At 61.5% G+C, this 12,816-nt stretch carries 16 protein-coding genes; 9 read left to right on the forward strand and 7 right to left on the reverse strand.

Annotation, left to right across the window (positions count from 1 at the left end):
• Positions 1-101: 101 nt before the first annotated feature.
• The 3 genes from CO667_RS16290 (at position 102) to CO667_RS16300 (ending at position 1,740) form a co-directional block, all read left to right on the forward strand.
• Complete coding sequence (locus tag CO667_RS16290; RefSeq protein WP_097619347.1) at positions 102-836, forward strand: SDR family oxidoreductase; 735 nt, start codon at positions 102-104, stop codon at positions 834-836.
• A gap of 143 nt (positions 837-979) precedes the next feature.
• Complete coding sequence (locus tag CO667_RS16295; RefSeq protein WP_097619348.1) at positions 980-1,369, forward strand: nuclear transport factor 2 family protein; 390 nt, start codon at positions 980-982, stop codon at positions 1,367-1,369.
• Between the two features lie 11 nt (positions 1,370-1,380).
• Positions 1,381-1,740 (forward strand): DoxX family protein, encoded by a 360-nt coding sequence (locus CO667_RS16300; RefSeq protein WP_097619349.1) that lies wholly within the window; start codon positions 1,381-1,383, stop codon positions 1,738-1,740.
• Between the two features lie 55 nt (positions 1,741-1,795).
• Here CO667_RS16300 and CO667_RS16305 read toward each other — a convergent pair whose 3' ends face one another.
• Together CO667_RS16305 and CO667_RS16310 are read right to left on the reverse strand one after the other, a co-directional pair.
• Complete coding sequence (locus tag CO667_RS16305; protein WP_097619350.1) at positions 1,796-2,380, reverse strand: NAD(P)H-binding protein; 585 nt, start codon at positions 2,378-2,380, stop codon at positions 1,796-1,798.
• Between the two features lie 11 nt (positions 2,381-2,391).
• Complete coding sequence (locus CO667_RS16310; protein ID WP_179874160.1) at positions 2,392-2,775, reverse strand: nuclear transport factor 2 family protein; 384 nt, start codon at positions 2,773-2,775, stop codon at positions 2,392-2,394.
• Positions 2,776-2,894: 119 nt separating this feature from the next.
• On the opposite strand from CO667_RS16310, the gene CO667_RS16315 reads away from it, so the two are divergent.
• The 3 genes from CO667_RS16315 to CO667_RS16325 all read left to right on the forward strand — a co-directional run bounded on the left by CO667_RS16315 (position 2,895) and on the right by CO667_RS16325 (position 5,898).
• On the forward strand, positions 2,895-3,803 hold the full coding sequence (locus tag CO667_RS16315; RefSeq protein WP_097619352.1) for a LysR family transcriptional regulator: 909 nt from the start codon (positions 2,895-2,897) through the stop codon (positions 3,801-3,803).
• Between the two features lie 113 nt (positions 3,804-3,916).
• Positions 3,917-5,392 (forward strand): MFS transporter, encoded by a 1,476-nt coding sequence (locus tag CO667_RS16320; protein ID WP_097619353.1) that lies wholly within the window; start codon positions 3,917-3,919, stop codon positions 5,390-5,392.
• Positions 5,393-5,433: 41 nt separating this feature from the next.
• Positions 5,434-5,898: a nuclear transport factor 2 family protein gene (locus CO667_RS16325; protein ID WP_097619354.1), complete on the forward strand. Its 465-nt coding sequence runs from the start codon at positions 5,434-5,436 to the stop codon at positions 5,896-5,898.
• 96 nt (positions 5,899-5,994) lie between these two features.
• Here CO667_RS16325 and CO667_RS16330 read toward each other — a convergent pair whose 3' ends face one another.
• Both CO667_RS16330 and CO667_RS16335 read right to left on the reverse strand, forming a co-directional pair.
• On the reverse strand, positions 5,995-6,480 hold the full coding sequence (locus tag CO667_RS16330; RefSeq protein ID WP_097619355.1) for a peroxiredoxin: 486 nt from the start codon (positions 6,478-6,480) through the stop codon (positions 5,995-5,997).
• Between the two features lie 93 nt (positions 6,481-6,573).
• The gene (locus CO667_RS16335) at positions 6,574-7,425 is read right to left on the reverse strand and encodes a protein-disulfide reductase DsbD domain-containing protein (RefSeq protein WP_097619356.1); all 852 of its coding nucleotides are present in this window, start codon (positions 7,423-7,425) and stop codon (positions 6,574-6,576) included.
• Positions 7,426-7,565: 140 nt separating this feature from the next.
• On the opposite strand from CO667_RS16335, the gene CO667_RS16340 reads away from it, so the two are divergent.
• From CO667_RS16340 to CO667_RS16350, 3 genes are all read left to right on the forward strand, one after another.
• The gene (locus tag CO667_RS16340; RefSeq protein ID WP_097619357.1) at positions 7,566-8,171 is read left to right on the forward strand and encodes a YqgE/AlgH family protein; all 606 of its coding nucleotides are present in this window, start codon (positions 7,566-7,568) and stop codon (positions 8,169-8,171) included.
• Between the two features lie 128 nt (positions 8,172-8,299).
• Positions 8,300-8,491: a CsbD family protein gene (locus CO667_RS16345; protein WP_003546001.1), complete on the forward strand. Its 192-nt coding sequence runs from the start codon at positions 8,300-8,302 to the stop codon at positions 8,489-8,491.
• A gap of 90 nt (positions 8,492-8,581) precedes the next feature.
• Positions 8,582-9,658 carry a putative zinc-binding metallopeptidase gene (locus tag CO667_RS16350; RefSeq protein WP_097619358.1) on the forward strand — a complete coding sequence of 359 codons (1,077 nt, stop codon included), beginning with the start codon at positions 8,582-8,584 and terminating at the stop codon, positions 9,656-9,658.
• A 446-nt stretch (positions 9,659-10,104) separates the two neighbouring features.
• Here the strand turns inward: CO667_RS16350 and rnhA are convergent, their stop codons facing one another.
• The 3 genes from rnhA to ispH all read right to left on the reverse strand — a co-directional run bounded on the left by rnhA (position 10,105) and on the right by ispH (position 12,606).
• A complete protein-coding gene (rnhA, locus tag CO667_RS16360; protein WP_025415509.1) occupies positions 10,105-10,560 on the reverse strand; it encodes a ribonuclease HI in 456 nt (151 codons plus the stop codon).
• Positions 10,557-11,522 (reverse strand): homoserine kinase, encoded by a 966-nt coding sequence (locus CO667_RS16365; protein WP_097619360.1) that lies wholly within the window; start codon positions 11,520-11,522, stop codon positions 10,557-10,559. The genes rnhA and CO667_RS16365 overlap by 4 nt, the downstream gene beginning before the upstream one ends.
• 82 nt (positions 11,523-11,604) lie before the next feature.
• A complete protein-coding gene (ispH, locus tag CO667_RS16370; protein ID WP_097619361.1) occupies positions 11,605-12,606 on the reverse strand; it encodes a 4-hydroxy-3-methylbut-2-enyl diphosphate reductase in 1,002 nt (333 codons plus the stop codon).
• Between the last annotated feature and the right edge of the window lie 210 nt (positions 12,607-12,816).

A 12,816-nucleotide genomic window follows, 5' to 3' on the forward strand; every position in this document is an offset into this window, starting at 1 on the left:
TCGTTGACAGACATAATCTACCGTGCAATTTCACGATGCGTTGCTGAGCAACGTCATTGCAAACAGCCTCGCCATGCGAGCGCGCCTGCTCGGGAGATAAAATGTCCACAGATCAAAAGATCGCACTCGTCACCGGCGCGACCCGCGGCCTCGGTTTTGAAACGGCGCGCCAGCTCGGCCGGGAAGGCGTGCTCGTCCTTCTCGGCGCACGCGATCTTGCAGCAGGGCAGGCAAAGGCCGAAACATTGCGTGCGGAGGGCTTGGCGGTCGAGGCGATCGAGATCGATCTCAATCGCCCTGAGACGATCGACGCTGCCGCATCATCGATCGGCGAGCGCTTCGGCAGGCTCGACATTCTGATCAACAATGCGGGAATCCTGCTGCTCGACACCGACGATTTCCCCAGCGTGGCCTCCGTCGAAACCCTGCGTGAATCCTATGAGGTCAATTTCATCGGAATGGTGATCGTGACCCAGAAACTGTTGCCGCTGATCCGCAAGGCGGCCAGCGGGCGCATCGTCAACCTTTCCAGCAGCGTGGGTTCGCTTTGGTGGACGGGCGATGCAAACAATCCCTCCCCCGATGTCAAATGGCTTGGCTATGCCGCCTCCAAGGCGGCGGTCAACATGCTGACCGTGCAACTTGCCCTTGAGCTGAAAGATACGCCGATCAAGGTGAATGCTGTCTGCCCCGGCTATGTCATGACCGAATTGAACAGAGGCGGCGGCTACATCACGATCGAAGACGGCGTTCGGGCCCCGGTCAAATATGCTTTGCTGGACGACGCCGGACCGACCGGCCAGTTTTTCAACACCAATGGCCCGATCAACTGGTGACGGCCCTTGGCCGGGCGCCTGACGACCCGGCCTGCGCAGGACCGTTCAGCGACACGGGGGGTGTCGCGTCCCGAGGACGCGGCATCCGCCTTTTCGCCGCGACAGCGAATTCGCCCGCATCCCCTTTCAAGGACCATGAAAAAATGAAACCAACGACGGATGACATCGTCGAGATCAACCAAATCCTCTCGCTCTGGGCACACCTAGTCGACAATCATGCGTGGGACAGGTTCGGTGAAGTCTTTACCGAGGATGCACATTTCGACTCGAGCGTTTTCGGGTTTGCGCCGGTCACGGGCATTGCAGCGATCTGCCATATGGCCAGCCAGGACGGCCATGCGAGGGCGCATCACACGACGAATGTGCACGTTCAGAAGGGCCCGGGCGACGAGCTCCTCGCCGTCTCGAAGGGGCTTGGTCTGTTGTCGAACGGGGCGGTGGCGAGCGTGACCTATACCGACCGCCTGCAGCGGACGCCGGAGGGCTGGCGTCTGGCGAGCCGCATTCTCGCGCTCCAAGCGCCGTCGCATTGAGGTCGCCCCCTATGTCTCTCGTCAACCTATCCCTAGCAAACGTCATTGCCTGGCTGCTTGCAGCCTTCTTCTTCGTCGGCGCCTATGGCAACACCTTCGTCAGCCCCGAAATCGCAGCGGACTACGCCCGGTGGGGCTATCCGGAAAGCTTTCACTATCTGACCGCCATCTGTGAGTTCGCCACCGCGATCATGCTCATCTTCAAACCACTCCGCCTCTACGGTTCACTGCTCGGGAGTGCGGTGATGCTGGCGGCTGTGGCTACGGTTCTCTTCCACGGCGAATATGCGCATGCAATTCCGCCCCTCGTGGTGCTGGTTTTTTGCGGGCTCGTCGCTCTTCTGACGGTGAGGCGGAGACGATCGCAGTAGCGTCCATCCCGGCTTCGATTGGAGTCTCGACCATCCGAGCCGCTTGCGGCGGATTTCAGCCGCTGCTCACGCCGAGGCTCTGGCGAGCATGCAATGCGGGCTCGGATGCGAGCTTCACGATCAGGTCCGACAGGCTGTTGAGCGAAACGTCGTGTCCCTTGAATGGCTCCCCCTTTCTGGTGAGCTGATAATTGATCTCAGCGTCGTGCGTGAACCAACCCGGCCGCAGGATGGTATAGTCGAGGTCCGACTGCTCGATCAGCGCGGCAGAATCTCGATAGGGATCGAGGATGCTGCGATATTTCTCGCCGGGGACTTCGCGGTAGATGCCCATCGAACTGATGAAGATCAGCCGCTTCAGCCCCTCCGCGTGCATGGCGTCGACGATCGACCGTGCCTGGTGAGCCATATCGCCGGAAAGGTTGGCATAGACGATGTCCTGCTTTGCCATCGCCAGCCGGAGCGCCGCGTTGTCGAGAACATCGCCGTCGACGATCCTCACTCTTTCAGGCGCCGGGTTGGCAAGACGGTCCGCCCGCCGCAGATAGAGGGTGAGATTGGCGTCCGTCCTGTCGAGGAGCATCCGCGTCGTGTTGCGCGCCAGCTGCCCGTTGGCACCGAGTATAAGGATGTTGGTCATGCTGATTTCCCTCAGTAAGTCGAGGTGAGAAGCTCCACGAGCTTCCACCCGGCGGGTTTGCGAACATAGACTTCGGTGAAAGCCAGACGATACTGTCCTCGGTGTCCCCCCATGGTCACCGTGAAAACGGCCTTGCCTCGGAGCGTCGCTCGATCGCCCTCGACCGCAACCGAAGCGCCCCGCGGCTCGATGCGGTTGTAAACAAAGCGGCCGGATCGCAGCTCTTCGATCCACTCTTGCTTCGAAGACACATGCCCGGTGATGTGGACGAAGTGCAGATCGTCGTCGAAAAGCGCCTCGACCAGATCGATACGGCCGGATGTCTTCCAACGGAATTTGTCCAGCGAGAGGGCGATGATCTCCTCCTCGGCACTTGCTGATGCTGCGTGGTTCATCGAGAACAGCCTTTCTGGTCGAGATGTGCTTGGGCGCTGCCTGCCCCCATCATCTAGTCCATGAGCGAAAAGGCGATTAGACTGCAAAATCCGCATTCGGTATTGAGCAGAATTCAAAAATGTCCCGAGACAGCATCAACGACCTCACTGTTTTCCTGGCGGTCGCCAGAGAACAGAGCTTCACCAGAGCGGCGGCGAAGCTTGGCGTCTCGCCTTCGGCGCTCAGCCATTCGATGCGGCTGCTCGAGGAGCGGCTCGGCGTGCGGTTGCTGACGAGAACGACCCGGCGCGTCTCCGTGACCGATGCCGGGGAGCGGTTGCTGCACTCGATCGAGCCGCACTTCGACGGCATCGACACCGCACTGGCGGCTCTCACCGAACTGCGTGACAAACCCGCAGGGACGGTTCGGATCACCGCCGGCGAGCATCCAACGACGTCGATCCTCTGGCCGGCGATAGAGCGACTTCTTCCGGAATATCCGGATATCAAGTTTGAAATCACGGTGGACGGGGCGCTCACCGATATTGTCGCGGAGCGCTACGATGCGGGAATTCGGCTCGGCGAGCAGTTGAACGGCGATATGATCGCCGTGCGGATCGGACCTGAGATGAGAATGGTGGTCGTTGGTTCGCCAGACTATTTCGCGCGCCACCCAAAACCGTCGACGCCGCAGGACCTGACTGCCCATGCCTGCATCAACATCAGATTGCCGACTTATGGAGGCTATATGGTTTGGGAGTTCGAAAAGGACGGACGGGAGGTTCGTGTCCGTCTCGATGGCCCCTTGGCTTTCAATAACACTGAGATGGTGATGAGAGCGGCGCTCGGGGGCGTCGGACTTGCCTACCTGTTCGAGGATCATGCACGAGATGCAATCGAGAGCGGGCGGCTTGTCACCGTTCTCGACGACTGGAACCCGCTGTTCGATGGTTACTTCCTCTACTATCCGAGCCGCCGCCAGATGTCTCCGGCCTTCAGCGTGCTGGTCGACGCGCTGCGATACCGACCATCACGTTCCGATCATTGATGAGAATTCCTCAAAAGCGCATGCAGGAATAGCAATCTAATCGGCAGAATAGCCGGGTGCTATCTCTCGGGACATCGGCGGCGATCGCCGCAATGACGGTTCCGGAGAGCACCATGAGATCACCCCCACAGGCCAGCCGGCCCTCCAGCCGAGCGGAAAAACCCTTATCGCACGCGGTCAACAAGACAGCGATCCTGACCATCATCCTCACGAGCTACGTGATGCTCGTGCTCGACACGTCGATCGTGCTGACGGGGCTTTCGAGCATCCATCGTGAACTTGGCTTTTCCGACCCTGAGCTCGCCTGGGTGCAAAGCGCCTATACCCTCACCTTCGGAGGCTTCCTGCTTCTGGGTGCAAGAGCCGGCGACATTCTCGGCCGCAAGCGCATGCTCACCATCGGCCTTGCTCTCTTCACCGCGTCTTCGCTCGCCATCGGTCTTTCAGAAACGCCGGCCTGGATGATCGGCGCGCGTGCCGTCCAGGGGATTGGCGGCGCCATTCTTGCGCCGGCTACGCTGGCCTTGCTGCAGACGACCTTCGCCGAGGGGACCGAGCGCACCCGCGCAGTGTCCTACTACAGCGCGGTTGCCGGCATTGCAGCCAGCGTCGGCCTCGTCCTCGGCGGCATATTGGCCGAGTGGCTGTCGTGGCGTGTGGGCTTCTTCATCAATCTGCCGATTGGCCTCGGCATGATCCTCGCCGCGATCCGTTTCGTTCCCGAGACGGGACGGCAGCCGGGGCGGCTCGATATTGCCGGAGGCCTGACCTCGACGATCGGCATGGTGGCGCTTGTCTACAGCCTGATCCGTTCGGCGAGCCATGGCTGGCATGACAGCCTGACCATCGGCCTTATCACGGCCTCCCTATTGCTGCTGGTGGCCTTTGTTGCCATCGAACGGAATGCTCGGCAACCGATCATGCCCTTGCGTCTCTTCGCCAGTCGCGAACGCGTCGGGGCCTATTCCTCGCGAATTCTCTTCCTCGGCGGAATGATCGGCTTCTTTTTCTTCACGACGCAGTTCCTGCAGAGTGTTCTCGGATACAGCGCTGCCGCCACCGGATTGGCTTTCCTGCCCGCGACACTGGTGAACTTTGCCTCCGCGATGGCCGTGCCGCAGCTGACGAAGCGCTTCGGCAACGCCCGCCTGCTTGCCACGGGTTTTGTCCTCACCCTCATCGGAATGACCTGGCTCAGCCGTGTCTCCGCCGATGCGGATTATCTGCGTGACATCGCCTTGCCGATGGTCCTGATCGGCTGGGGCCAGGGTTTCGTCCTGAGCCCCCTGACAGCCTCGGGCATATCAGGCGTCTCCGGGGCCGATGCCGGCGCCGCCTCAGGTGTGGTCAACGTCGCCCACCAGCTCGGCAGTTCCCTTGGTCTTGCGATCCTGGTCGCCGTCACGGCTTTCGGCACCAGCGGCCTGGAAGGTATCCCACTTCTTGCCCATCGCGTGACGATGGCGTTGACGGGCTCGGCCGCGATGTTGGCGCTCGCGCTTGTTCTCGTCCTCGTCCTGATCGTCCGGCAGCGCCACCCCGCCTCAGCCATCGTCCCAGTCGCCGAAGAGTCGGTCGACGTCGCTTGAAGCGCAACCCTGCCCATCCGTCCCAGCTCAAGGAGATTTCCATGCAAGACAATACTCTGGAACAACGCATCCAGACACTCGAAGACAGGGTCGCCCTTAAAGCACTCGTCGATACTTTCGCCAATCTCGCGGACCAGAAAGATTTGGCCACTCAGTCCCTGCTGTTTGCCGAAGACGCTGTCGTCGACACCTACTTTGAAGGACAGCTTTTTGCGTCGCTCAAGGGTCGCAAGGAGATTCAGGAGACCTTCACCGGCTTCATGGCCAATTTCGAGACGGCCTACCATATCAATGGTCAGCATACCGCCGAAATTGACGGAGACCGCGCAACGGCAGTGCATTACTGCCTGGTTGTCCTCGTCAATACAGTCGATGGCAAAAAGATGAGGAATACCAACGGCGTCTATTACAATGACGAGTATGTGCGCCAGGGCGGTCAGTGGCTGATCTCGAAGCGCACTTCGCATTTCACATGGCGTGACACTATGGAGATGGTGGCCGGTTGACCGAGGCCTGAGACGCCGCTCGAGTCCCGCCGAAGACTCACACAATCGAAAAGGGGCGCCCGAACGGCCGCCCCTTCATCCATTGGCAATGAACGCTCAGAGCTGCTCCAACATCGCGGCAGCGCCCGAGACGGTGGCCTGGCCGGGGCTTTCCTCGACGTTGAGAGCTTTCACCACCCCGTCTTCCACCAGCATCGAATAGCGCTTGGAGCGGAGGCCGAGGCCGCCGGCGGAGAGGTCGGCGTCGAGACCGACGGCCTTGGTGAAGCCGGCGTCCCAATCGGCGAGGAAGTGGATCTTGCCGAAGCCGCCGGAGGATTGCGCCCAGGCGCCCATCACATGCCAGTCGTTGACTGATACAACAGCGATGTCGTCGACGCCCTTGCCGAGGATGGTGTCGCGGTTTTCGAGATAACCCGGCAGGTGGTTCAGCGAGCAGGTGGGCGTAAAGGCGCCGGGCACGGCAAAGAGCACTACGCGCTTGCCGGCAAAGAGCTGCTCGGTGGTGATTTCGACCGGGCCGTCGGCGGTCTTTTCCTTGAAGGTGGCGGCAGGAAGCTTGTCGCCGATCGCGATGGTCATGGTCTTCTCCTTTGAGTTCCGGCTTTGGGGGTTATGCGGGTTCCAGCTTGGCGGCGGGCGCCGCAAGGGATCTGCGGCGACTATAAGAGCCGGTCATTCAAAGGCAAGTGTGGTCTCCATCGCCCGCGCGCCGTCGATAACAAGCAGGCCCCAGCGTTTGCCTGAAATGGCGTAATTCTCCGGCAGCTTGCCGATAGCGATATCGACCTTGAAAGTGGCGCCGTCGCGTTTGCCGCCGATCTGCTTGGTGAAGGCATGGCCGCTCGGCCCGGTGACGATGATATCGGGCGCGGCCTTAGCCTCGCCTTTCCCCTCGCCCGGCAAAACCAGCGTCAGCGACAGCACCTTCCCATCAGGTGACATTGCATGCGCCGTCACGTCGAAATCGGCCGATGGCGGCTTCGGCAGGCTCGCATCAGCCGCCTGGAGGATCGCCTCCTCCTGCGGGTGCGACTGGATGGCGGGGCCGAGCTTCAGCTGAAAATTCGCCTGGAAGGGGATGCAGATATCCCTGCAGATGCCGATGAAGGCGGCAGCGTCGATCTCGACTGGCCCCTTGCCTGCCGCCGTCAACGAAAGCGGCAGCGTCACCGGCGCGTCATAGGCGATATCCTCGATCGCGCCGTTGAAAAAATGCTTGGGAACGGGATAGGCGATGGCATCGAGCGAAACACCGCTGCCCGCCGCGATGGTGACTTGGGGCGGAATGCCATTGCCGCCGGGCTCTTTCCAATAGGTGATCCAGCCGGGTTTCGGCTCGATCTGCAGCGCGGCGCGGATTTTGCCGCCGGCATCGGGCGCCAGCGCCACCAGGCGCATGCGGCCGCCCTCATTGTCCGCCCAGGCGCTCATTTCCGCATGGACGGAACAAAGCGGGACAAGGGCTGCGGCCATCGAAAAGACCGCAATGAAAAGCCGACGCGGGACTGAGGAAATAATCATCATGGAACAACGGTTTACCGAAACTGGGGTTTGGCCGCCAGCAGTCGCGGCGATCTAAATCTTCATTTTCAGTTGATTGATGTGTGACATTGGCCCATGTTTCTCTTGTCAAGGCCTCGGTGCGGCTGGCAGCAGGAGGAACGATGTCCTTATCGACGCTGAAGAACAGACGGGAACGTGGCTTCTTCGATGGCCAGTTCCTGATCGCGATGCCCGGCATCGAAGACCGCAACTTTGCCCGCACGGTGATCTATATCTGCGCGCATTCGGATGCCGGCGCCATGGGCTTCGTCATCAACCGGCCGCAGAGCCTGACCTTCACCGATGTGCTGCTGCATCTCGATATGATCAAGCAGGAAGATTCGATCGTGCTGCCGCAAAGGGCGCGCGACTTCCCGATCCAGACCGGCGGCCCGGTGGAAAGCGGCCGCGGCTTCGTGCTGCATTCGGACGATTATTCCAGCGACTCCTCGATCCCCGTCAGCGACGATATCTGCCTGACGGCAACACTCGACATCGTGCGCGCCATCTCCAAGGGCAATGGCCCGACGCGGGCGACCATGCTGCTCGGCTATTCCTCCTGGTCGGCCGGCCAGCTCGAAAACGAGGTCGTCAACAATGGCTGGCTCACCTGCCCGGCCAATGAGGAACTGATCTTCGACCGCAGCCTCGACGACAAATACGAACGGGCGCTCGCCGGCATGGGCGTGACCGCCGCCATGCTTTCGGCCGAAGCCGGGCATGCCTGAGACGCAGTTGGCCTGAGGTGGCTCGCCTGAGCGATTGGCCTAAGCCAGCGGGAACGAATAGCCGCAAGTGACGTTTCATTTCGGCAAGTATGGACAAGAGGCCCATGCTGACCAAGGAGACATCACATATGGGTAGCACCAGCGACAAGATTTCCGGTAAGGCCAACGAAATTGCCGGCAAGACCAAGCAGGCCGTCGGCAAGGCCACGGACGATCGCGAAATGCAGGCCAAAGGCGCCGTTCAGGAAGCCAAAGGCAAGGGACAGGTCGCGACCGGTAAGGTCAAGGACAAGCTCAAGGGCGCCGTCGACCGGCTCTGAGCCAGAAGCTCATCCGTCATGCACCATGCCTGCTGCGCTCTCGCGCGGCAGGCATTTTTAATCCGCTCCCAACGCTCTGCAGAGATAACGATGAAGCTTTTCGCCTGCGACAATTGCGATCAGGTCGTCCACTTCGACAACCGGCAATGCGTGCGCTGCAACCATCGCCTCGGCTTCCTGCCCGGCGATCTCGCCATGCATGCGCTGGAACCGCGCGATGAGGCGCTCTGGCAGCTGGTTTCCGATCCCGACCGCGAGGTGCGTTTCTGCGCCAATGCCGGCCTCGATATCTGCAATTGGCTGGTGGACGGCGAAAGCGGGAGCGAATTCTGCGTCGCCTGCCGCCATAACCGGCTGGTTCCCAATACCGATACCCAGAACGGCATCGACCGCTGGCGGCGCATCAGCCAGGCGCAGCGTCATCTCTTCTATTCGCTCTTGCGCTGGAGGCTGCCGCATCCCGACCGGGCGCAAGACCCGCAGGGCGGCCTCGTCTTCGATTTCCTCGAGGATTCCCTACAGAGCAACGGCTATGTCGTTCCTGCCATGACCGGCCACGAGGAAGGCCTGATCACCATCCGCGCCGCCGAGGCCGACGATGCGACGCGCGAACAGGCGCGCAGTTCGATGAACGAACCCTATCGCACGCTGCTCGGCCATTTCCGTCACGAGACCGGCCATTTCATCTGGAACAAGCTGGTGCGCGATCAGAATGGCCTCACGGATTTCCGCACCGTCTTCGGCGACGAACGGCAGGATTATGCCGCCGCCCTGCAAAGCCATTATGCCGGCGGCGCGCCCTTGGGCTGGCAGGATAATTTCATCAGCGCCTATGCGGCATCGCACCCCTGGGAGGATTTCGCCGAATGTTTCGCCCATTACCTCCATATCGTCGACACGCTGGAAACGGCCCGCGCGTTCGGCATCGCCATCGATCCGCGCGGCCATGAGGAGATATCGGGCGAGGTCGATTTCCTCCCTTACCGGGCCAGAAGCGCCGAACAGCTGGTCAGCGCCTGGGTGCCGCTCAGCATCGCCATCAACGCCATCCAGCGCAGCATGGGCCAGCCGGACTCCTACCCCTTCGTGCTCTCCTCGCCCGTCGTCACCAAGCTCGAATATCTGCACCGGCTGATCCAGGGTGCGGCGACGACGCGGCAGCAATAGGCGGCTTGAAGAGCTGCTGTCGCTATCATGAGGCGCCACAGTATCTCCTCCCTCATTCCTGTGCTCGTCACAGGAATCCAGCCACCGCGCGTCCGCGCGGTGAATGACTCATTTGACGGCAAGGAGTTTCTGGCGTCCAAGGACTTGGACGCACTGGATTCCTGTGACGAGCACAGGAATGACGGAGCAAGAGGAGCGATAATCCTGCCCATCGTCGGCTCTCCGAAGCCCGGTCGGTTGGCGGCAAGCGTTACGGCGGCGGAGAGTTTGGCGAGAACGCCACCCCAATCTCCGTCATCCTCGGCCTTGAGCCGAGGATCTATGCCCGATGCCGATGGACACCAGCGTGGATCCTCGGGTCAAGCCCGAGGATGACGGAGGGTGGGGTGGGCGGAAGGCAATTCACGCAAGCGGGCTTTTCCCGACGAATGCGTGAGGCTGCACACTTAAAACGAAACCGCCTTGCCCTTCTTGAAAGGCTCCATGCCCCGGCGGGCGAGTTCGTCGGCGCGTTCGTTTTCCGGGTGGCCGGCGTGGCCTTTGACCCAGTGCAGCGTCACCTTGTGGCGGTCACGGGCCGCCTCCAGCGCCTGCCAGAGCTCGGCATTTTTCACCGGCTTCTTGTCGGCGGTTTTCCAGCCGTTTTTCTTCCAGCCGAATATCCACTTGGAGATGCCGTCCTTGACATAGGCGCTGTCGGTATAGAGATCGACCTCGCAAGGGCTCTTCAAGGCCTGCAGCGCCGAGATCGCCGCCAGCAGTTCCATGCGGTTGTTGGTGGTATCCGCCTCGCCGCCGCAAAGCTCCTTTTCGACGTCGCCATAACGCAGCACGGCGCCCCAGCCGCCGGGGCCGGGATTGCCGGAGCAGGCGCCGTCGGTGAAGATATCGACGTGTTTCATAGGCTCAATCCGTATTCGGCGGCCGAGCCGATCTGGCGGTGGAAGCGCAGTTTGCGCAGATATTCGAGCGGGTCCTTCTTGGTGACCATGGCACCCTCCGGCGTCGTCAGCCAGTCATAGAGCCGGGTCAGGAAGAAGCGCAGCGCCGAGCCACGCGCCAGCACCGGCAAAGCGGCGATCTCTTCGCCGCTCAGCGGCCTGACACTCTGGTAACCCGCCAGCATCGCCGTGCCCTTGGTGATGTTGTAGGCGCCGTCCTTTTCGAAGCACCAGGCGTTCAGGCAGATCGACACGTCATAGGCGAGCAGGTCGTTGCAGGCGAAATAGAAATCGATCAGGCCGGAGAGCTCGTCGCCCAAGAAGAAGACGTTGTCGGGGAAGAGATCGGCATGGATGACGCCGGCAGGCAGGCTTTTCGGCCAGGCGGCGGAGAGGAAATCGAGTTCGCTTCGGATCTCGTTCTGCAGGCCGGGCTCGACCTCGCCGGCGCGCTCCGCCGATTTCTCCCAGAGCCCGCGCCAGCCGTCGATCGACAGCGCATTGGGACGCTTGAGTTCGAAACCCTCGCCGGCCACATGCATTTCGGCCAGTGCCCTGCCGACCTCGCGGCAATGTTTCGCCTCCGGCTTTCTCAGCCACATGCCTTCGAGGAAGGAAATCAGCGCCGCCGGGCGGCCGGAGAGCGAGCCGAGCAGCGCTCCGTCGCGGCGCGGCAGCGGCAGCGGGCAGGACAGGCCGCGGGCGGAGAGATGCTGCATCAGGCCGAGGAAGAATGGCAGATCGGTCTTTTCCACCCGCTTTTCATAGAGCGTCAGGATCAGCGGGTCCTTGGAGGTGTGCAGCAGGAAGTTGGAGTTTTCGACGCCTTCGGCGATGCCCTTATAGGAGAGCAGCGTGCCGGCGTCATATTCCGTCAGGAACCATTTCAGATCGTCTTCGGCGATATCGGTATAGACTGCCAAGGGAGGTCTCGCCTTCATGCATTGCTGTTATTGGATCCGCCGTATTGATCATCCGGCGTCGTGATAGGGTCCGTTCTCAGGATCAGCCGTTGACGAAGGCCATGTCGGCCGCCGTCAGCTCGATGCTGCGCAATTCGCGGTTGACGAGGAAATTTTCGGTTTCCTGCACCGTTTCGGCGAGCTCGACGCGGGCATCGAAGCGGGCGCGGAAAGCCTCGATGATCTCGTTGACAATCACCTCGGGGGCCGAAGCGCCGGCGGAAAGGCCGAGCGTCGAAATCGCGCCGATCTCATTCCAGTCGAGCTCGGCGGCGCGCTGCACCAGGATCGATTTCTTCGCCCCTGCCCTGAGCGCCACTTCGACGAGGCGTTTGGAATTGGAGGAATTCGGCGCGCCGACGATGATGAAGAGATCGCAGCCGGGGGCTGCCTGCTTCACCACTTCCTGGCGATTGGTCGTCGCGTAACAGATAGAATCCGCCGCCGGCGCCGTCAGGTTGGGGAAGCGTTCGTGCAGGCGGGTGATGACGCCGGCCGTATCGTCGACCGACAGCGTCGTCTGGGTGACATAGCCGAGATTGTCGGGATCCGTGGGGATATAGGCGTCCGCATCCTCGATCGTTTCGATCAGCGAAACCGAGCCCTCCGGCAATTGCCCCATTGTGCCGATCACCTCCGGATGGCCGGCATGGCCGATGAGGACGACATGGCGCCCGAGGCGATTGTGGCGCATCGCCTGCTTGTGGACCTTGGAGACCAGCGGGCAGGTGGCGTCGAGATAGAAGAGGTTGCGGCTTGCCGCATCCTCCGGCACCGACTTCGGCACGCCATGGGCGGAAAAGACCACCGGCTGGGCGCGATGTTCGGCCGGGATCTCGTCCAGTTCCTCGACGAAGACGGCGCCCTTGGCTTCCAGCCCTTCGACGACATAGCGATTGTGGACGATCTCGTGGCGCACATAGACCGGCGCGCCATAGGATTTCAGCGCCAGCACGACGATCTGGATGGCGCGGTCGACGCCGGCGCAGAAGCCGCGCGGGCCGCAGAGCCTGATCGTCAAGGGAGGTTTCGCCGCAATATTCATGTCTGTTCCGTCAAATTCCTCATTCCTGTGCTCGTCACAGGAATCCAGCCACGGCGCGTCGGCGCCGTGAATGAGTGTCAACCTCCAAGTCCACCTTCCGCGCCCAAGGACTTGGGCGACTGGATTCCTGTGACATCCCTCGGGTTAAACCCGAGGACAGGAATGAGGGAGAACTTGGCAACGTCCAGCTTCAACAGCAACGTCCCGCGT

Origin of the sequence: Rhizobium sp. L43 (assembly GCF_002531725.1) — a bacterium.
In the GTDB taxonomy this organism is placed as follows: domain Bacteria; phylum Pseudomonadota; class Alphaproteobacteria; order Rhizobiales; family Rhizobiaceae; genus Rhizobium.